Here is a 17,363-nt window from a genome sequence, read left to right as displayed (position 1 = left end):
TTCGCAGGCCATGACGACGTCGCTGTCCGGTCGGAAGGTGTTGGTGTTCGGGCTGGCCAAGAGCGGCGTGGCGGCCCTCCGCCTGCTGCTCGCGAAGGGCGCCCAGGTGACGGCGCTGGACGCGCGCTCGCGCGAGGCGCTGGGCGACGTGGCGACGGAGCTGGAGTCGCGGGGCGTGACGCTCGTGTCGGGGGCGACGCCCCCAGGCTTGCTCGAGCGCCAGGACCTGGTGGTGGTGAGCCCGGGCGTACCGCTGGCGCTGCCGGAGTTGCAGGCCGCGCGCGCGGCGGGCGTGCCCGTCTGGGGCGAGGTGGAGCTGGCCGCGTGCTTCCTCACGGTGACGCCGCTCTTGGGCATCACGGGCACCAACGGGAAGAGCACCACCACGGCGCTGACCGGTGAGCTGTACGCGCGCGCGGGGCTGCGCACGTTCGTGGGCGGCAACCTGGGCCGGCCGCTGGCCGAGGCCGCGCTGTCCCCCGGTGACTGGGACGCGCTCGTGGTGGAGCTGTCCAGCTTCCAACTCGAGGGCATCCACGCGCTGCGGCCCCACGGCGCGGCGTTGCTCAACCTCACGCCGGACCACTTGGACCGCTACGCGAACCACCAGGAGTACGGCGAGGCGAAGGCGCGCATCTTCCGCAACCAGCACGGCACCGACTTCGCGGTGGTGAACGCGGACGACGCGGACGTGATGCGCCTGGCCCAGGCGGCGCGCGTGCCGGTGTATGGCTTCAGCCTGACGGGCACGCCGGTGGTGCCCGCCCCGAAGCTCGCGGGGCTGGCGGTGGCGGAGCCCGGGGGCTTCCGTCTGGATGCGCTCGGTGAGCGCTACACGCTGACGAACCGCGCGCTGCGCGGGGCGCACAACGCGCAGAACGCCATGGCGGCCACGCTGCTGGCCCGCCTGGGGGGAGTGCCCTCGGCCGCGGCGCAGGCGGGCCTGGACAGCTACCCGGGGCTGCCGCACCGGCTGGAGAGCGTGCGCGTGCTGGAGGGCGTGGAGTGGGTGAACGACTCCAAGGCCACCAACGTGGACTCGGTGCTGGTGGCGCTGCGGGCCTTCGCGGGCGACCTGTGGCTGGTGGCGGGCGGCAAGGGCAAGGGCGCGCCGTACCAGCCCATGGTGGACGCGGGGTTGGGCAAGGTGAAGGGCGTCTTGACCATCGGACAGGACGCGGACGTGATTGCGCGGGCCTACGCGGGCGCGGCGCCGGTGCACGCGTGCGGCACGCTGGACGCGGCGGTGGCGCGGGCTCGCGAGCTGTCTCGGCCGGGCGACACGGTGCTCCTGTCGCCGGCGTGCGCGTCGTACGATCAGTTCAAGAACTTCGAGGACCGAGGCGACGTGTTCAAGCGCCTGGTCAAGGCGCTGTGACGCGATGAAGACCGCTCCTCCCACCGCCGCCGCCCCCGCGCCGCCTCCCGTGCGGTTCGACCCGCTGCTGTTGTGCGCGGTGCTGGGGCTCGTGTCGCTGGGTTTGGTGATGGTGTACTCGGCGAGCGCGGTGCTGGCGCAGGACAAGCTCGGCGACAGCCTCTACTTCCTCAAGCGGCAGCTGAGCGCGGCTGGGATGGGGCTGGTGGGGATGGCGGTGATGATGAAGCTGGGCTGGCGCCGGCTGGCGCGGCTCGCCTATCCGCTGCTGCTCCTGGCCATCGTGTTGCTCATCGCCGTGGCGATTCCGGGCATCGGGACGACAGCGGGCGGCGCGCGCCGGTGGATCCGCCTGCCGGGCTTCAGCCTCCAGCCCGCGGAGATCGCCAAGTTCGCGTGGGTCGTCTACCTCTCGTATTCGCTGGCGAAGAAGCGCGAGAAGGTGGCCACGTTCTCCATCGGCTTCCTGCCGCACCTGGCGCTGTGCGGCATCCTGGTGCTCTTGTGCATGCTCCAGCCGGACTTCGGCAGCAGCGTGCTGCTCGTCTTCATGCTGTTCGTGCTGCTGTTCGCGGCGGGCACGAAGCTCAGCTATCTGGTGGGCTCGGTGCTGCTGGCCTTGCCCATGGCGTACATCGCCATCGCGACCAGCCCGTATCGCATGAAGCGCATCCTGGCCTTCCTGGACCCGTGGGCGCACCGGCATGACGTGGGCTATCAGGTGGCCGAGTCGCTCATGTCCATTGGCTCGGGCGGTGTGACGGGGCTGGGCCTGGGGGACGGGCGGCAGAAGCTGTTCTTCCTCCCGGAGGCGCACACGGACTTCATCTTCTCCATCCTCGGAGAAGAGACAGGGCTCATTGGCGTGGGGCTGCTGGTCCTGCTGTACGGCGTGGTGCTGTGGCGAGGGGTTCGCGCGAGCCTCGCGGCGGGCGAGACCTTCGGGACGTACCTGGGGCTGGGCATCACGTCCATCATCGCGTTCCAGGCCACCGTGAACATGTCCGTGGCCATGGGCCTGTTGCCGACGAAGGGACTGACGCTGCCCTTCGTGTCCTACGGAGGAACATCCCTGGTGGTGCTGATGGGCGCGGCCGGTGTGCTGTTGTCGTTGAGCGCGAGCGCGCAGGGGGCCGTCAATCGCCCCGTGCGGACGGGTTCGGATGTTCGGGGGGTAACCGCGTGAAGGTACTCATCGCCGGCGGTGGGACGGGCGGCCATCTGTTCCCGGGCATCGCGCTCGCGGAAGAGGTGGTGACGCGCCACCACGCGAACGAGGTCGTCTTCGTGGGGACGGACCGCGGGCTGGAGTCCCGCGTGGTGCCGCGCGAGGGCTATCCGCTGGAGTTGGTGAAGGTGCAGGGGCTCAAGGGCAAGGGCTTCCTGGGCCTCTTGAAGGGACTGCTCGCGCTGCCGCTGGCGTTCATCGAGTCCTTCCGCATCCTCGCGCGCCAGAAGCCCGACGTGGTGGTGGGCGTGGGGGGCTACGCGAGCGGGCCGGTGGTGCTGGCCGCGTGGCTGATGGGCATCCCCACGGCCATCCAGGAGCAGAACGCGCTGCCCGGCCTCACCAACAAGCTGTTGGGGCGCGTGGTGCGCGTGGTGTTCACCGCCTTCGACGAGGCGCGCCGCTTCTTCCCCGAGAAGAAGGTCCAGCTCATCGGCAATCCCATCCGCCGCAAGCTGATGGACAACTACCTGCGCAGCAGCGCCGCGCACGAGCACTTCTCGCTGCTCATCTTCGGCGGCAGCCTGGGCGCCCGCGGCGTCAACGCGCGCATGTTGGAGGCGCTGGAGCACTTGGGCGACCTGAAGGAGCAGCTCTCGTTCTTCCACCAGACGGGGAAGAACGACGTGGAGAGCGTGCGCCAGGGCTACGCGGACAAGGGCTTCCACGCGACGGTGGTGGACTTCATCGATGACATGTCCTCCGCGTACGCGCGGGCGGACCTGGTGGTCTGTCGCGCCGGAGCCACCACGCTGGCCGAGCTGACGGTGTGCAAGAAGGCCAGCATCCTGATTCCCTTCCCGCACGCCACGGACAACCACCAGGAGGTCAACGCCAAGGCCCTGGTGGACGCGGGCGCGGCGATGATGTTCCGAGAGTCGGAGCTGACGGGGCAGAAGCTGGCGGAGACGCTCCGCGCGCTGATGTCGGAGCCGGCGAAGTTGAAGCAGATGGAGAAGCGGGCGGCCCTCCTGGGTCGTCCCGAGGCCGCCAAGGAGCTGGCGGACGTGTGCGTGGACCTGATGGTGCAGGCCTACGGCCCTTCGGGCCGGGATCGCGGCGCGCGAGAAGAAAAGAAGGCCCCCAGGAGCGAGTCGTGACCCGGTCCCCCCCCAGCAAGCCCGTCAGCCTGTTCAAGACGCGCCACGCGGCGCATGTGCACTTCGTGGGGATTGGCGGCATCGGCATGAGCGGCATCGCCGAGGTGCTGCTCAACCTGGGCTACCGCGTGTCCGGCTCGGACATGAAGGAGAGCGACATCACCCGGCGGCTCGCGAAGCTGGGGGCCACGCTCTTCGAGGGACACCGCGCGCAGAACCTGGTGCACGCGGACGTGGTCGTCATCTCGTCGGCCGTGCGCCGCGACAACCCCGAGGTGGTGGCGGCGCGCCAACGGAAGATTCCTGTCATCCCCCGCGCGGAGATGCTCGCGGAGCTGATGCGCCTGAAGTACGCCGTCGCGGTGGCGGGCAGCCACGGCAAGACGACGACGACGTCCATGGTGGCCACCGTGCTGTCCGCGGCGGGGTTGGACCCGACCGCGGTGGTGGGCGGCAAGGTGAACGTGCTCGACTCCAACGCCAAGCTCGGCAAGAGCGAGCTGATGGTCGTGGAGGCGGACGAGAGCGACGGCAGCTTCCTCAAGCTGCATCCGTCCATCGCCATCGTCACCAACATCGACCCGGAGCACATGGACCACTACGGGACGCTGGACGCGCTCCAGACGGCCTTCGTGGAGTTCTGCAACCGGGTGCCCTTCTACGGCCTCAACGTGCTGTGCCTGGACAACCCCAACGTCCAGGCGCTCCTGCCGCGCATCGAGAAGCGCTTCGTCACCTACGGCAGCTCGCACATGGCGGACTACCGGCTGGAGGGCATCTCGCTCGACGGCTTCACCACCACGTTCCATGCGTTCCGTCGCGACGAACCGCTGGGCGAGTTCCGCGTCCGCATGGTGGGCGCGCACAACGCCTTCAACGCGCTGGCGGTCATCGCCGTGGCCGAGGAGATGGACATCCCGCTGGAGACGGTGCGCGGCGCGCTCGCCGAGTTCGGCGGGGTGCAGCGGCGCTTCACGGTGCGCGGTGAGTCCGCGGGCGTCACCGTGGTGGACGACTACGGGCACCACCCCACCGAGGTGATGGCCACCCTCGCGGGGGCGCGCAAGGCGTTCGGTCGTCGCGTGGTGGTGGCCTTCCAGCCGCACCGCTACACGCGCACGCATGACCTGATGAAGGAGTTCGCCACGTCCTTCAACGACGCGGACGTGCTGTTCGTCACCAGCGTCTACGCGGCGGGCGAGGAGCGCATCCCAGGGGCCACGGGCGACGCGCTGGCGGATGCCATCCGCGCGCACGGACATCGCGACGTGACGTTCGTGGAGAAGCGCGCGGACCTGCCTCGGGCGCTTCAGGAGCGGCTGCGTCCGGGAGACCTCGTGCTGACGCTGGGCGCGGGCGACATCACCCAGGTGGGGCCGGAGCTGTTGACGCTGCTCAACGCCTCCGGGCCGGCGAAGGCGTAGACCATGGTCGAGCCGGGCGTGAGCACCGCTCTGGCCGCGCGCGTGGCGCGGCTGGAGGGCTGCGAGGTGAAGGCGGGCGAGCCCCTGGCGCCGCACACGAGCGTGCGCGCGGGCGGGGCGGCCGAGGCCCTGGTGCGGCCCCGTTCCCCCGATGCGCTGGTGGCGCTGCTGCGGCTCGTGCGTGAGGAGGGCGTGCCCTTCACCGTGCTGGGCGGCGGGGCCAACACGCTGGTGGGCGACGGCGGCGTCCCAGGTGTCACGGTGCGCGTGCCGGGAGACCTGTTCCCCGAGCAGGTGGACGTGGGGCCCGAGGAGGGGCGGCTGACGCTCGGCACGGGCTCGGCCATCGTCCGGTTGGTCAACCTGATGCGCGCCAATGGCCTGGTGGGCGCGGAGTTCCTCGCGGGCATCCCGGGGACATTGGGCGGCGCGGTGGCGATGAACGCGGGCACGAAGAACGGCGAGTGCTTCCGCGTGGTGGAGGCCATCGAGGTGGCCACGGCGGATGGGGTGGGGTGGTTGTCCAAGGCGCAGGTGCCGCACGAGTACCGGCACGCCTCGCTGCCGGAAGGCGGCGTGGTGACGCGGGTGCGCTTCGCGTTGCGCAAGGGCGACGTGGTCGCGAGCAAGGCGGCCATGGACGCGGACCTGGGCTACCGCAAGCGGACGCAGCCGCTCAGCCAGCCCAACTTCGGCAGCGTGTTCACCAACCCGCCGGGCGACTTCGCGGGCCGATTGATTGAACTCGTGTCCCTGAAGGGGCACACCCTGGGACGCGCGCAGGTCTCCACCCTGCATGCGAACTGGATCGTCAACCTGGGCGGCGCCGCTGCCCGCGACGTGCTGGGCCTCATCACCCTCATGCAGCAGCGGGTGCGCGAGGCGACGGGCGTCGACATGAAACCCGAAGTCAAGCGCGTGGGAGTGTTCCTGCCATGACCCGAGGCACCCGAGGCTTCACCCAGGCCGAACTCAAGACGAAGCGCGTGGCCGTCCTTCAGGGCGGCCTGTCCGCGGAGCGCGAGGTGAGTCTGCGCACGGGCGCGGCCGTCTCCGGAGCGCTCAAGGGGCTGGGATACGACGTGGTGGACCTCGACGTGGGCAAGGACCTGCCCGCGCGCCTCCTCGCGGAGAAGGTGGACGTGGCGTGGCTCGCGGTGCACGGCCGCTACGGAGAGGACGGCTGTCTGCAGGGCCTCTTGGAGTCCATGTTCATCCCGTACACGGGCAGCGGCGTGATGGCGTCCGCGGTGGGCATGGACAAGGTCTACGCGAAGGAGATCTTCGTCGCGCGCGGCATCCCCACGCCGCCGTATCGCGCCTTCCAGACGGCGGAGGCGGCGCTGGCGGCGGTGGATGCACTGCCCTTCGGCTTCCCGGTGGTGGTGAAGCCCAGCCGTGAAGGCAGCAGCGTGGGCGTGCACATCTGCAAGACGCGCGAGGCGTACGTGGCCGCGGTGGAGGACGCCGCGAAGTACGCGGGCACCCTGCTGGTGGAGCAGTTCATCAAGGGCCGCGAGGTGCAGGGCGCCGTGCTGGACAACGAGGCCCTGGGCGTCATCGAGGTGCGCGCCGCGCGCGAGTTCTACGACTACGAGGCCAAGTACAAGGCCGGCAGCGGCACGCAGTATCTCTTCCCGGCCCCGCTGGAGCCCGCGCAGTACGAGCGGGTGAACGCGGTCTGCCTCGCGGCGCACCAGTCGCTGGGCTGCGCGGGCGCGTCGCGCTCGGACGTCATCGTGACGGAGAGCGGTGACGTGTTCCTGCTGGAGATCAACACGCTGCCTGGAATGACGGCCAGCAGCCTGTTGCCGAAGATTGCCGCGGGGCGGGGCATCGACTTCCCGGCCCTCTGCGAGCGGCTCCTGCTGGGCGCGTCCCTGAAGGCCTGAGCGGCGTCCCCAGCGCCCCGTCCCGACGATGAGGCGCGCTCAGCGCTTCATCGGGTTGCCGAGCTTGTTGTTGAGCGCCACGGCCTCGCGCAGCAGCGTCGCGAGGGAGGCCGGGAGCTGCTGGCCGGCGCGAAGCCGCACGTACCGCATCCCCTCTCCGTCGCCCTCCAGGATGTGGTCCGGGTCGCGGAGCCGGCCACCGCGCCACAGTCCGATGGTCAGGTGGGCCTTGGCGGGCTTCGCGAGCACGAACGGGCCCGCCTGGTCCCAGATGGGGTGGCCCCACTTCACGTAGACCGAGGCCTTCGGCGCCGCCGCGGCCACGAGCGCTGAGAGCGCGTGCACCAGGTCCTGCTGCCACGACTCCATCTTGGCGATGAACGCGTCCACCGCCGCGTCCTGGGACGGGGCGGCCTCGGAGGTCGAGCCTCGGGCGGCCTTGGGCGCGGGCCTGGCCGCAGCGGGGCTCTTCTTGGCGGCGGGGGCCTTCTTCGCCTTCGCGGTCTTGGCGGGAGCGGACTTCTTCACGGGAGCCATGGGGTGGGGCCTCGGGTGGGTTGGATTCGCCGTTTCAAAATCACGTCGAATGGCCCTTCGAGAGATCGACACGGGCGCTGACGTTTCTCGCGACCGTGCCTCACCAACTCCGGGGGGCGCCAGCCCGCGAGCGAGGTGCTCCGGCGGCGCGAGACACCGCACGGTTCACTCCGCGGGGGGCGGGTTGTACTCCCACCGCCAGGGCATGTCCGTGGGGCCCAGGATGGCCTCCGCGAGCGCGGGAAACACCTGCGGGCCCTTCACGCTGTTCGAGAGCAGCAAGACACAACGCCGCCCCTGCTCCAGGCAGAGGAAGAAGTTGTCTGTCCAATCGTCATGCCCGCCCTTGAAGTACGCCGGGCCCGCACGCCCACGGAACAACACCACGCCCAACCCGGCCGACAAGGCGAGGTCCTGATTGCGCGCGTCGGTTTCGGTCAGCAGCGTAGGGAACTGGTGCGCCGTCGAAATGGCGATCTGCGAAGTGAGCATCTCCGCGCGAGCCCTGGCGGAGAGGCCCTCGCCTCGGACAAGCGCTGAGAGGAACTTCGCGTAGTCCTCCACGGTCGTGTCCATGGAGCCCGCGGCGCGGACACTCTCACGCCGCTTGTGGACTTGCGCGGTGCCGTGCTCGTCGTAGCCCGTGACGACGTTGGATTCGAAGTCGTCCCGCCAGACCATGCTGGTGCGCCGCATGCCGAAGCGCTCGAAGATGCGGCGCTTCATCTCCTGCTCCACGTCGAGTCCCAGGCCCGCGTCCTCCAGGACGAACTGCAACAGGTTGATGCCTTCGCCTGAGTAGGCGTAGCGCGTGCCCGGATCGAACTTGAAGTCGAGCTTCCCATTGGGATTGAGGAAGCGGAAGTTGGGGAAGCCGGCCGTGTGGCTCAGCAGCATGCGCGCAGTGAGCTGCTTCCAGCGCGGATCCGCCGCGAGGTCCGCGTACTTCGGATACGAGGGCAGCGGCTTCTTCAAATACCGCTCGATGGGCGTGTCCAACGTGAGCACGCCTTCGTCAACGAGCTGCAGGACCAGATACGTGAACACGACCTTGGTCAGCGACGCGCCGTACATGACCGTGTCGGTTCGCAACGGGGCGGATTGGCTCACGTCCCGGACGCCATAGGCTTTCAGGGACGCGACCTGCCCATCCTCGATGATGGCGACGGCGAGGCCCGGGAGTTGGGCCTTCGTCATGAGTCGATGAACGGTGTCATCGACGTCCGTGCCCGCGGTCGCCCGCACCTCGGCGGTGGGGGGCTTCGCGGAGGTCGCGGTCTGGGTGGCGCAAGCCGTGGAGAGGAACGCGCAGAGCATCGATGCGAGCGTGCCGCGGTGCAGTGAGGCCATGGCTGGGAGTATGGGCAACACCCTACATGCCCGCAACGTGGAGGGAGACCGTGGAGCCGTGAGCAAGGATGGGGACATAGGTTCCATCACTACTCGCGAGCCACCCGGGGATTGCGTGGAGCCTGGGGCTCCGTGGACACCCGGGCCGCGAAGTTGGGACGCGATTCGAGCGCGGACCCATGTCCGTTCGATGCGGTCACGCCGCGAAGAATGGGTGGCACCCCGCGTAGCGAACTCTCCATGACGGACCTGTCACGAGTGGACGGGCCCATGCACGCGGCTCCAGAGCGAAGAGGGCTCTGCACCGGTTTTGCACAGACCCCGAGCCTCACTCGAGAAGGAGAACCGCATGCGACGAATGCGTACGTGGACGGTCGGTGTGCTGGCGATGCTGGGCGGCTGTACCGAGAGCAAGGTGTCGCAGGACCAAGACGTCGTCCTGAGTGGGCGGCTCCTGGATGAGTCGGGCACCCCCCTTTCGGGTACGTTGCTGAATGTCTACCGCAGTGACAACTCGTCCTGTGGATTCACGATCTTCTCGTCGAGTTGGAGGACGGTGAAGACTGGCGCCGATGGCACGTTCAGGATGGACCTGCTGGGCGCGGATACGCGCAACGGGAGCATCGCGCGGTGCTTCGTGGCGCGCTCGCCCACGCAGAAGGAGGGGCGAAGTGTCGCGGCCTACTTCCTCATCCAGCAGCCGGACTCTGCGCTGCCCGCGCTCCAGGAGTGGACGGGCACGTTGACCTCCACCGTGGAGGCGCAGGGCGTGAGCGTGGGCTTCCGTCCCTTGTCCGCGACCCACGGGGCCGGCACGGATGAGCACTCGCTGACGATCGGGCCCTCGCTGGTCGAGCCCGTCTGGCAGGTGGCCAAGGCCGCCTCGCCGGTGCATCTGAGCGACTATGTCCTCGAGGACATGGACGGACTCAAGGCCTCCATCCACGTCACGCGCACGGCGAAGGTGGGGAGCGAGACCGTCGACTACACCTATTCCTCCGATTTGCTGGCCCTGCCGCGCCGCGCCCGCGTGCCCGTCAGTCGTGGCGCGACGTGCGCGTACCAGGACGCGAAGGCGCCCTGTGCCATCACGGACGGCGGCCTCGGTGGGCTCGTGCTCTTCGCTCCGGGGGTTCGCGATGTCTCATTGCAGCTGGCTCGGCCCGCGGTGCTGCGAAAGGCCGTGCTGCGCAGCTTCGAGATCTCGGGCACCCTGACCGAGGTGGTGTTGGAGGGGAGCGCGGATGGCACGCAGTGGGTGCCGTTGGTGAACCTCCTGGCCGGCGCGGGCGTTCAGCGCTTCATGGAAGTGGACCTCTCGGGCACGACGGCGGTGTCGCAGGTCCGGCTGCGCGCGGCGACGAAGGATGCGACGGCGGGACTCCGCTCGCTCGGGCAGCTCTCCGTCTTCGAGTAGCCCCGCGCAGGTGGTTCCCTTCGCGCCTGGGTCGATGGTTGGTGTTCGTTTGACACTAAGCGGGGATGCTGCGAGAGTGGCGGCGTCATGGACACCGCCTTCGTCGCCTTCGTCCCGCTCTCGAACTGGCTGCGCGGATTTGACCGCTACCGCATGCGGTACTCGAAGGCGCTCATCTCGGAGTCGACCTTCCCCGGCGCGTTCTACATGTTGAAGGAGGACGAGCCCTGGGCGCCGGGGCTCGACAAGGCTCGGCGGTTGGTGGCGAAGCTCGGCCGCGCGAAGGACCGCGTGGTCGCGCTGCGCGCCCGCCTGCCGACCTCGGGTGCCCAGGCCATGCGCCGCAACGATGTCACGGGCACGGGCATCGGGTGGCATTGGCCCGCTCCAGAGGTGCCACTGAGCGGCGTGGCTTGGGTCTCGGACGACGGCACGCTGCGCCCCACGATTCACGAGGAGGTGACCGCGCAGGCCTTCTTGCTCGACGACGCGGGGCTGACGCCCTGGGCACGCTGTCGGCCTCGCAGCTTCTCGGTGTTGCCGGTGGCGCGGGCGTGTCAGGCGCGATGCGCGTTCTGTTTCTCGAAGGCCAGCGTCTCGGACCTCGCGCGGCAGCGCAGTGCCTCGCTCGAAGTCCAACTGGCCTGGGCGGACCTCGCTCGAACGCGTGGGGCGGAGCGCGCCGTCATCACCGGAGGCGGCGAGCCGACCTTGCTGGCCCCGAGCCAATTGCGCGCCCTGGTCAGGGGCCTCGCCGAGCGATACCCCAAGACGCTCCTCATCACGAATGGGGCGCGACTGGATGCGGAGCAGGTGCGTGCCTTGCGTGACGAGGGGCTCACCACGCTGGCTCTCAGCCGTCACGGCGTCACCCGCGAGGACGACGCGCGCATCATGGGACTGTCGATTGACTCGGGGCCGCTCGCGAGCACTCCCGGGCTGCGCACCCGAGCCATCTGCGTGCTGCAGCGCGGTGGCGTGGAGGATGTGTCCAAGGTCCACGCGTATCTCGACCGCAGCGCGCGCGAAGGGTTTCACGAGGTCTGCTTCAAGGAACTCTACGTCTCCAGCCTCTCCGAGAGTGCCTGGGCCCCGAGCGCGGTGAATCAGTTCTGCGCCGCGAACCAGGTGCCCCTCGAAGTCGTGCTCCGTGCGCTGGATGCAGCGGGCTTCCGAAAGGTGGCGGAGTTGCCTTGGGGGAGCCCGGTGTTCGAGGGCGAGGTCGCGGGCCGAGCGCTGCGCGTGGCTGCCTATACCGAGCCATCCGTGGGGTGGGAGCGAACGAACGGCCGGGTGCGCTCGTGGAATCTCATGACGGATGGGACCTGTCTGGCGTCGCTGGAAGACCCTGCCTCGGAGCTGCATCGATGAACCACGAAGCCTTCCTCGCGCTGCGGGCCTCGTTGCGCGCCGGCCGCCCCGAGTTGGTGGACCTCGCGGAACTCAACGTCTACCGGAGCCTGGGGCCATCGTTCTCCGTCATCGCGCCGTCGCTGCATTCCGAAGCGCCGTATCGCTGTCACGTCGCGGAGCGATTCCTCGCCCACCTCGGGCTGGATGGCCAACTCAAGTCTCGGACGCAGGTCAGTCACGGCGTGCGGCGCTCCTTGCGAGCGCTGTTCGGGTGGCTCGCGTCGCGCAACGCTCGGGTGGGAGTCCCCGACGACGTGTATCCGGTGTACCTCCGGCTCGCGGAGGAAGCGGGCGTGGAGGTCCTGCGATTCTCCGCGAGAGAGGGGCTGCCCCCGCTCGAACAATGCGAGGCCCTCCTCCTCTGCGAGCCGCTCAAACCGTGGGGCCTCACGTTGCGCCGCGACGATGCCGAGACGGTGGAGGCCTGGGTCCGCGCCGCGCCGCGCCAGCGGGTGCTGCTGATTGATTCGGCGTACGCGACACCGCCCACGCCGTGGGTGCGCCGCTTGCTGGAGGAGGACCTGGCCTTCGTCCTCGCCTCGCTCTCGAAGGGGTGGCTCATCCCGGACCATGTGGGGCTTTGCGTCACTCCCGAGCGATGGCGAGAGGAGGTGCGTGCCGTCTTCGCGCCCCTGCCAAAGGACGAGCAGAAGCTCCGCATGGGTTACGCGGCGCTCACGGAGCACGCGTCGCGTCCGAGTGAGGTGGGCGCGCTGCTCGCGGAGCGGGCTCGCATCCTCGATGCCTACACGGCCCGCCGGCCCGGGCTTCGTACCTCGCGCTGTGTCGGGTACTTCGCCACGTCGCAGTGCTCCTTCGATGAGCTCCTCGAGCACGGTGTCCTCGGAGTGCCTGCCTCGGTCTTCGGAGGTCCTGCCCAGCTGAGCATCGTGTCGAGCCTGAGCGCCGCGGTCTCCTGACCTGTACCCATGCTCGCGCGAGGGGGAGGGCGTGCTCCTGCGCTATGGTGCGCCGCAGGAGGCTGGAGCGCACCCCCATGACGAAGTACCTCGTGAATCTCTCCGCGGCGCCCTTGGGGCATGAAGTTCCAGCGTTGCTCGCGAAGTTCGGCGCCTGGGTGGCCGAGCAGGACCACGGAACGCTGGGCGCATTCGATGGGCTGGTGGCCGAGCCCATCCCCACCGAGTGGAGCCCGACGAAGGCGGAACGGCTCCGGCGGGAGGGCTTCACGTTCCTGGGGTTGCCGGATGGTTCGTTGGTCGCGCTCATCCGCCCGGGCGCCATGACGCGATCGGCGGTGGCCTTGCTCGGCTCGGAGGGCGAGGCGAGGACGGTCGCGAACAGCCTCGAGGAGTTCCTGTCGCTGTGGGCGCAGGGCGAGACCGGGCTCGACGAACTCGATGCCGCGGACACGTCGGGTCGCAAAGCGCTGGTCGCGTGGCTGAAGCAGCACAAGCTCAAGGTGCCGAAAGGGGAGGACTTCGACTTCGCGACCTGGCTGGAGGGGGATGCGCCGCTGGCCACGGGCGCGGAGGCGGCCCCGCGCTTCACTCCGACAGAGGTGCTGGCCAGGCTGGGGCCGAAGACGCAGCGACTGGCCGCGGTGCTGGGCCGGCGCGCCGATGCTCCCGAGGTCGTCGCCTACGTGACGGAGGTGCTGGGGAAGAAGGTGCCTCGGTCCACCTCGGAGAACACGGACTCCGTGAACGTCTCGGCCCCCAAGCAGGGCGTGGAGCTGGTCTTCTCACACGACGTCCTCAACGACGCCTTTCCTCCGCAGCCGAAGACGGCCAAGACGTTCATTCCCTATGTCTCCACCGCCTGGGTGCGCGCCGCGGTGGGCGAGCCCCTGCTCGGAGTGCCCTGGAAGGCAACTTCGGAGGAGGAGGTCGCGCGAGTGCTCGGACCGCCCACGGGCCGACGCGCCGCCTTCGCGACCGAAGATGCGCTGACCGTCGCGTTCTGGACCTGGGCGCTGGACACCGCTGGGCACCTGGAGCTCGAACTCGAGTTCGATGACGGCATCACCGTCACTCTCTCCGTGAGGAGCGCGCGAGCGCTGGAGCGATACCCGGACATCACGACGGGACTCTTCGTGGGCTATGCCGCCACGCGAGGCTTGCTGGTCCCCGAGCGCTTCCCGGCGCATCAAGAGCTGCTCTCCGCCGTGGCGCGGCGCGAAGTCCAGGGCTCGCGCTTCGTCAAACAGGCACTCCCGCGAGGACTGTGGGACGACCACCTGCGGGATGCGCCGGGCCTTCGCAGTCTGGCCTACCGCTGGTTCCACAACATGAAGGGGCTGTGGCTGACGGAGGACCTCAAGGCGGTCTTTGGCAGTCGTCGAGGCGCCTTCGGGCACGACGAGCCCGTGCTGGATGACGACACGTGGGATGCGGTCGACAAAGCGGCGCCCGTGCTCGACCAGCGCTTGGGGGCGTGGCTGGGGAGCGTGCCTCGCTGAGAGGTCGCTGCGGAAGCGGCGCGAGGTCCTGCCCGGCGCGGGGGGGGCAGGTTCAATGGCGAGGTGAGGCGTGGATGTGATTGCGGTCAGAGTGCTGATTGTTGCGGCCACGGTGCTCCAGCGCATGGCCAACGCCGGACTCATCACGCCTGAGGAGTTCGCTCGCAAGCGCGAGGAGATGCTGGCCCGGCTCTGACCGTGAGAGTCTTTCCCGGCCATGCATCCTGTTGCGTCGCCGTGACCCGATGAGAGACATTCCCGGAGGGTTGAGTCCGCGCGGACTTCGCGTTTCGCTTCAGCGCGGAAACCCAGTCAGACGCATCGAAAGTTGCTGAGACGCAGGGTGAAGCCTCTACACTATCGACCATGTCACGATGGTTGATCGCGCTGCTGTTTCTCTCGGGATGTGCGGACTCCCCCTCGCCGTCGGATGCTGGGACATCGACTGAAACGCGAGATGCGGGTGGAGACGCGGGGACACCCTATGACGCAGGGGTTCGCGACGCCGGCACTTCGCCTGGCTGGGGTCATGGCAGCAATCCCGGCACCTATTCCAATGATGTGTGGACGCCTGGGCGCGACAACGATGGTCGCGTGAATGAGTCGAGTTGGGCGCTCGTGCCGCATGGTCGGTGGGTGAGTGTCTCGGGCACGAAGCTGGAGTCATTGGGCGCACAGGTGCAGGCCGCCATGCCCGGGTGGAAGGATTACGGCAGCAGCAGCTGGGGAGGCGTCACTGAGGCGTGGAATGCGCCGGCCTTCGACCTGGCTGGCCGCCGACTGTGGCGTCATGGCGGGGGCCATAGTGACTCGAGCAACAACGGCATCTACCGCTTCGACCTCGACTCGATGCAGTGGTCGATTGAGCACATGCCCAGCGACTCGCGGCTCTGGAGTCAGGCCTACCGCACGTCCGGCACCTTCGCGGGCTGCCCCGAGTCGCGCGCGGCCTACAACGCGGAGGCCGATGCGGGGACCTGGGCACAGCGCGACCACTGGTACTACGACGAGATCTACTGGGACCGCACCGCGAGCGACCCCATCGGCAGCCCCACGGCCCGGCACGTCTATGACGGCTTCGTCTACGTGCCCGAGACCCAGGAGCTCATCGTCGCGTGTCGCCGGCTGTGGCGGTACTCGCTGGGGGACCACAAGTGGACGCTCAAGACGCACCCGCGCGCCAACGGTGACGACACCGCGCTCACGGAGGAGATGATCGCGGTCCTCGACCACGAGTCGAAGCTGATCATTGGGTCCTGTGGTTCCAGCGGCCCCTTCGCCGCGGACTATGACCTGCGCACGAACACCTGGCTCGCGCCGCGCGCCACGTGGGGGAGCTGGGACTGGAGCGGTGGCGCCTATACGCAGGAAGGCGATGTCGTGACCATTTTCGTGCCGCCCAACAGCTCAGGTAACTATGCCTCGCCGGGCCGGTGGCAGCAGTACAGCGTGGCCACGCACGCCGTGCTCGCGTCGGGCTCGACGTGGAACTACGAGGGCGGGCTGTCGCTCGCGTCGTTCCCGGACACCGGCCACGCCACCGATGGGCACGGCATGGTCTACGTGCCAACCGAAGGTGTCTATTGGGTCTACACGAAGCTCAACAGCGGCATGGCGTGGCTGGAGCTGGACCTCAAGACGACGCCCGCGACGCTGCGGCCGAAGACGTTCGCCAACGCCGCGCCCGTCTTGCAGAGCGGAATCGCTCGGCGTCGAGCCATCTACTTCCCCAGCCTCGACGCCATCGTGTGGATGAGCCCTGGAGACAAGGACGTCCTCGTCTTCCGCCTGTGAGCGGCTGGTCGTGAGCGCGGCGGGCCGCCCCGGTGACGAACCCGTCACCGGGCGCGGAGTCGACCGGCTCAGTCCACGATGAAGAGCCGAGCGCCCGTCGTGGTCGACGAGCGATGGGCGCCGTCGTCATCGGCGACCTCGTAGCTCATCATGGGCCCGAGCTCGAAGCTCCGGCCATCCTGCAACTCGGTGAGCAGCGTCCCTTCGAGCACGAGCAAGATGTGTCCCCGGCGGCACCAGTGGTCCGCCACGTAGCCGGGGGTGTATTCCACCATGCGGATCCGGATGTCTCCGGCCTGGAGCGTTCTCCAGAACGCCTTGCCCGAAGTGCCCGGGTGCTCGGTGGGTTGGATCTTCCCCCAGTCCGTGGTGGTGAAGGGGAGGTTCGAGATCTTCATGGGAGATGCCTCTCGGTGACGGGCGAAGTCGCGTTCCAGGTGACGGGAGCGCGAAGTGCCTGGGATGTTCGAGCGCGTGCGCTGGCGTCTACTTCAAAGCGGGACAGGGCGCCGCGACTCATTCACTCCTGCTTGCGCGGATCCGAAGCGGTCCTGCGTTTGGCCGGGATGGAAATGAGGCCGAGGCGCTCGGGTTTCGCGCCGCGAGGGCGCCCTCTGGCTGGAGTGGAATCCCGTGAAGGGACTCGACGACAGCGCAGGGAGCGGCCCCTCGTTCCGTTCGAATGAGGCACGCGTGTCGCCTTCGCGCTGGCGTGGCTCCGTGCAGGTGGTGGGCGCGTATGTGCTCCTCGCCTTCATCGATGGCGTGCAGCTCTCCGTGTGGTGTTGCGCGATGGCCAGGCGCTGACGCTGAGCCGCATGGACCGAGCGCGACTGGAGCAACTGCGCGGCCACGCGTTGTGAGGGGCTCGCCGCCATGCCGCACGCGGCTCGTCCCTGGAGGGTCACGGCCCATCCCAGACCTCGGCGACTCATCCCCTCCTCGCCTGTTCGTTCGAGTCCCTCTCTCGCGGTCCTCTCGCCGGGAGTTCCCGGGCACTTCGTGGGGAGGATGTCATGAGGCAGTTCGCAGGGGCCATGTGCCTGACCGCGCTCGTCACCGCTTGCGCGATCGGAGCTGTGGGGCAAGGCAGTGGCCGCGGAGGAGAGGACGGCGAAGGTCGTCGCTTCACCGCGGTGGTCGTCGCCGTGATGCAGGCGTATGACTTGGAGACGCGGCCGGTGCGAGGACCTTCTTCGAGCGCTCGCTGAGCGTGGCGCAAGCCTCCGATGCTGCGCTGATGGCGTCGTATGCCTTCATGCGCCTCGCGGGGCTTGCCGAGGGTCAAGTCCCGAATCGTGTGTAGTCGGTTCGGAGGGGGTACGGGGGAGGAAAGCTCCTTGGCGGCATCATTCAGCGGTGCCTGGGTTTGAAGTCAGCAAGGCCATGTCGAGGTAGCGACGGTCAT

Annotated in this window: 14 protein-coding genes; 11 read left to right on the top strand and 3 right to left on the bottom strand. The window is 68.9% G+C overall.

The window, feature by feature from the left end:
- Window positions 1–10 precede the first annotated feature (10 nt).
- Genes murD through KRR26_RS26775 form a run of 6 tightly spaced genes read left to right on the top strand, consistent with a single transcriptional unit; the run spans window position 11 to window position 7,022 of the window.
- Window positions 11–1,378, top strand: coding sequence for a UDP-N-acetylmuramoyl-L-alanine--D-glutamate ligase (gene murD, locus KRR26_RS26800; protein WP_120202485.1), 1,368 nt, complete (start codon window positions 11–13; stop codon window positions 1,376–1,378).
- Window positions 1,379–1,382: 4 nt separating this feature from the next.
- Complete coding sequence (ftsW, locus tag KRR26_RS26795) at window positions 1,383–2,564, top strand: putative lipid II flippase FtsW (protein ID WP_120202483.1); 1,182 nt, start codon at window positions 1,383–1,385, stop codon at window positions 2,562–2,564.
- Window positions 2,561–3,706, top strand: a complete 1,146-nt coding sequence (gene murG, locus KRR26_RS26790) for an undecaprenyldiphospho-muramoylpentapeptide beta-N-acetylglucosaminyltransferase (protein WP_120202481.1) — start codon at window positions 2,561–2,563, stop codon at window positions 3,704–3,706. Before ftsW ends, murG begins: the two co-directional genes overlap by 4 nt.
- Complete coding sequence (gene murC, locus KRR26_RS26785; RefSeq protein ID WP_120202479.1) at window positions 3,703–5,130, top strand: UDP-N-acetylmuramate--L-alanine ligase; 1,428 nt, start codon at window positions 3,703–3,705, stop codon at window positions 5,128–5,130. The genes murG and murC overlap by 4 nt, the downstream gene beginning before the upstream one ends.
- 3 nt (window positions 5,131–5,133) lie before the next feature.
- Window positions 5,134–6,069 carry a UDP-N-acetylmuramate dehydrogenase gene (murB, locus tag KRR26_RS26780; RefSeq protein ID WP_217081187.1) on the top strand — a complete coding sequence of 312 codons (936 nt, stop codon included), beginning with the start codon at window positions 5,134–5,136 and terminating at the stop codon, window positions 6,067–6,069.
- Window positions 6,066–7,022: a D-alanine--D-alanine ligase gene (locus tag KRR26_RS26775; protein ID WP_217081186.1), complete on the top strand. Its 957-nt coding sequence runs from the start codon at window positions 6,066–6,068 to the stop codon at window positions 7,020–7,022. The genes murB and KRR26_RS26775 overlap by 4 nt, the downstream gene beginning before the upstream one ends.
- A 39-nt stretch (window positions 7,023–7,061) precedes the next feature.
- Here KRR26_RS26775 and KRR26_RS26770 read toward each other — a convergent pair whose 3' ends face one another.
- A complete protein-coding gene (locus KRR26_RS26770; protein ID WP_217081185.1) occupies window positions 7,062–7,559 on the bottom strand; it encodes a DUF1801 domain-containing protein in 498 nt (165 codons plus the stop codon).
- Between the two features lie 165 nt (window positions 7,560–7,724).
- Entirely contained in the window at window positions 7,725–8,909 is a 1,185-nt protein-coding gene (locus KRR26_RS26765; RefSeq protein WP_236069227.1) for a serine hydrolase domain-containing protein, read from the bottom strand.
- A 349-nt stretch (window positions 8,910–9,258) separates the two neighbouring features.
- Between KRR26_RS26765 and KRR26_RS26760 the strand changes: the two genes are divergently transcribed.
- The 5 genes from KRR26_RS26760 to KRR26_RS26740 all read left to right on the top strand — a co-directional run bounded on the left by KRR26_RS26760 (window position 9,259) and on the right by KRR26_RS26740 (window position 15,955).
- A complete protein-coding gene (locus tag KRR26_RS26760; protein ID WP_236069226.1) occupies window positions 9,259–10,326 on the top strand; it encodes a hypothetical protein in 1,068 nt (355 codons plus the stop codon).
- A gap of 87 nt (window positions 10,327–10,413) precedes the next feature.
- Entirely contained in the window at window positions 10,414–11,697 is a 1,284-nt protein-coding gene (locus KRR26_RS26755; RefSeq protein WP_120202469.1) for a radical SAM protein, read from the top strand.
- Complete coding sequence (locus tag KRR26_RS26750) at window positions 11,694–12,659, top strand: PLP-dependent aminotransferase family protein (protein ID WP_120202466.1); 966 nt, start codon at window positions 11,694–11,696, stop codon at window positions 12,657–12,659. The genes KRR26_RS26755 and KRR26_RS26750 overlap by 4 nt, the downstream gene beginning before the upstream one ends.
- A gap of 77 nt (window positions 12,660–12,736) precedes the next feature.
- Entirely contained in the window at window positions 12,737–14,161 is a 1,425-nt protein-coding gene (locus KRR26_RS26745) for a hypothetical protein (protein WP_120202464.1), read from the top strand.
- Between the two features lie 594 nt (window positions 14,162–14,755).
- Window positions 14,756–15,955, top strand: a complete 1,200-nt coding sequence (locus KRR26_RS26740) for a hypothetical protein (RefSeq protein WP_217081184.1) — start codon at window positions 14,756–14,758, stop codon at window positions 15,953–15,955.
- A 68-nt stretch (window positions 15,956–16,023) separates the two neighbouring features.
- Here KRR26_RS26740 and KRR26_RS26735 read toward each other — a convergent pair whose 3' ends face one another.
- Window positions 16,024–16,353 (bottom strand): DHCW motif cupin fold protein, encoded by a 330-nt coding sequence (locus KRR26_RS26735; RefSeq protein WP_120202460.1) that lies wholly within the window; start codon window positions 16,351–16,353, stop codon window positions 16,024–16,026.
- Window positions 16,354–17,363: the final 1,010 nt, after the last annotated feature.

The organism is Citreicoccus inhibens (assembly GCF_019039035.1).
In the GTDB taxonomy this organism is placed as follows: domain Bacteria; phylum Myxococcota; class Myxococcia; order Myxococcales; family Myxococcaceae; genus Citreicoccus; species Citreicoccus inhibens.
This window is presented reverse-complemented; position numbering and strand designations above follow the sequence as displayed.

Bases quoted from the DNA above. Each gene is read 5' to 3' on its own strand.
- murD (WP_120202485.1), top strand. From the start codon at position 11: ATGACGACGTCGCTGTCCGGTCGGAAGGTGTTGGTGTTCGGGCTGGCC.
- KRR26_RS26735 (WP_120202460.1), bottom strand. From the start codon at position 16,353: ATGAAGATCTCGAACCTCCCCTTCACCACCACGGACTGGGGGAAGATC.
- KRR26_RS26775 (WP_217081186.1), top strand. From the start codon at position 6,066: ATGACCCGAGGCACCCGAGGCTTCACCCAGGCCGAACTCAAGACGAAG.
- KRR26_RS26755 (WP_120202469.1), top strand. From the start codon at position 10,414: ATGGACACCGCCTTCGTCGCCTTCGTCCCGCTCTCGAACTGGCTGCGC.
- KRR26_RS26770 (WP_217081185.1), bottom strand. From the start codon at position 7,559: ATGGCTCCCGTGAAGAAGTCCGCTCCCGCCAAGACCGCGAAGGCGAAG.
- ftsW (WP_120202483.1), top strand. From the start codon at position 1,383: ATGAAGACCGCTCCTCCCACCGCCGCCGCCCCCGCGCCGCCTCCCGTG.
- KRR26_RS26765 (WP_236069227.1), bottom strand. From the start codon at position 8,909: ATGGCCTCACTGCACCGCGGCACGCTCGCATCGATGCTCTGCGCGTTC.
- KRR26_RS26750 (WP_120202466.1), top strand. From the start codon at position 11,694: ATGAACCACGAAGCCTTCCTCGCGCTGCGGGCCTCGTTGCGCGCCGGC.
- KRR26_RS26745 (WP_120202464.1), top strand. From the start codon at position 12,737: ATGACGAAGTACCTCGTGAATCTCTCCGCGGCGCCCTTGGGGCATGAA.
- KRR26_RS26760 (WP_236069226.1), top strand. From the start codon at position 9,259: ATGCGACGAATGCGTACGTGGACGGTCGGTGTGCTGGCGATGCTGGGC.
- murB (WP_217081187.1), top strand. From the start codon at position 5,134: ATGGTCGAGCCGGGCGTGAGCACCGCTCTGGCCGCGCGCGTGGCGCGG.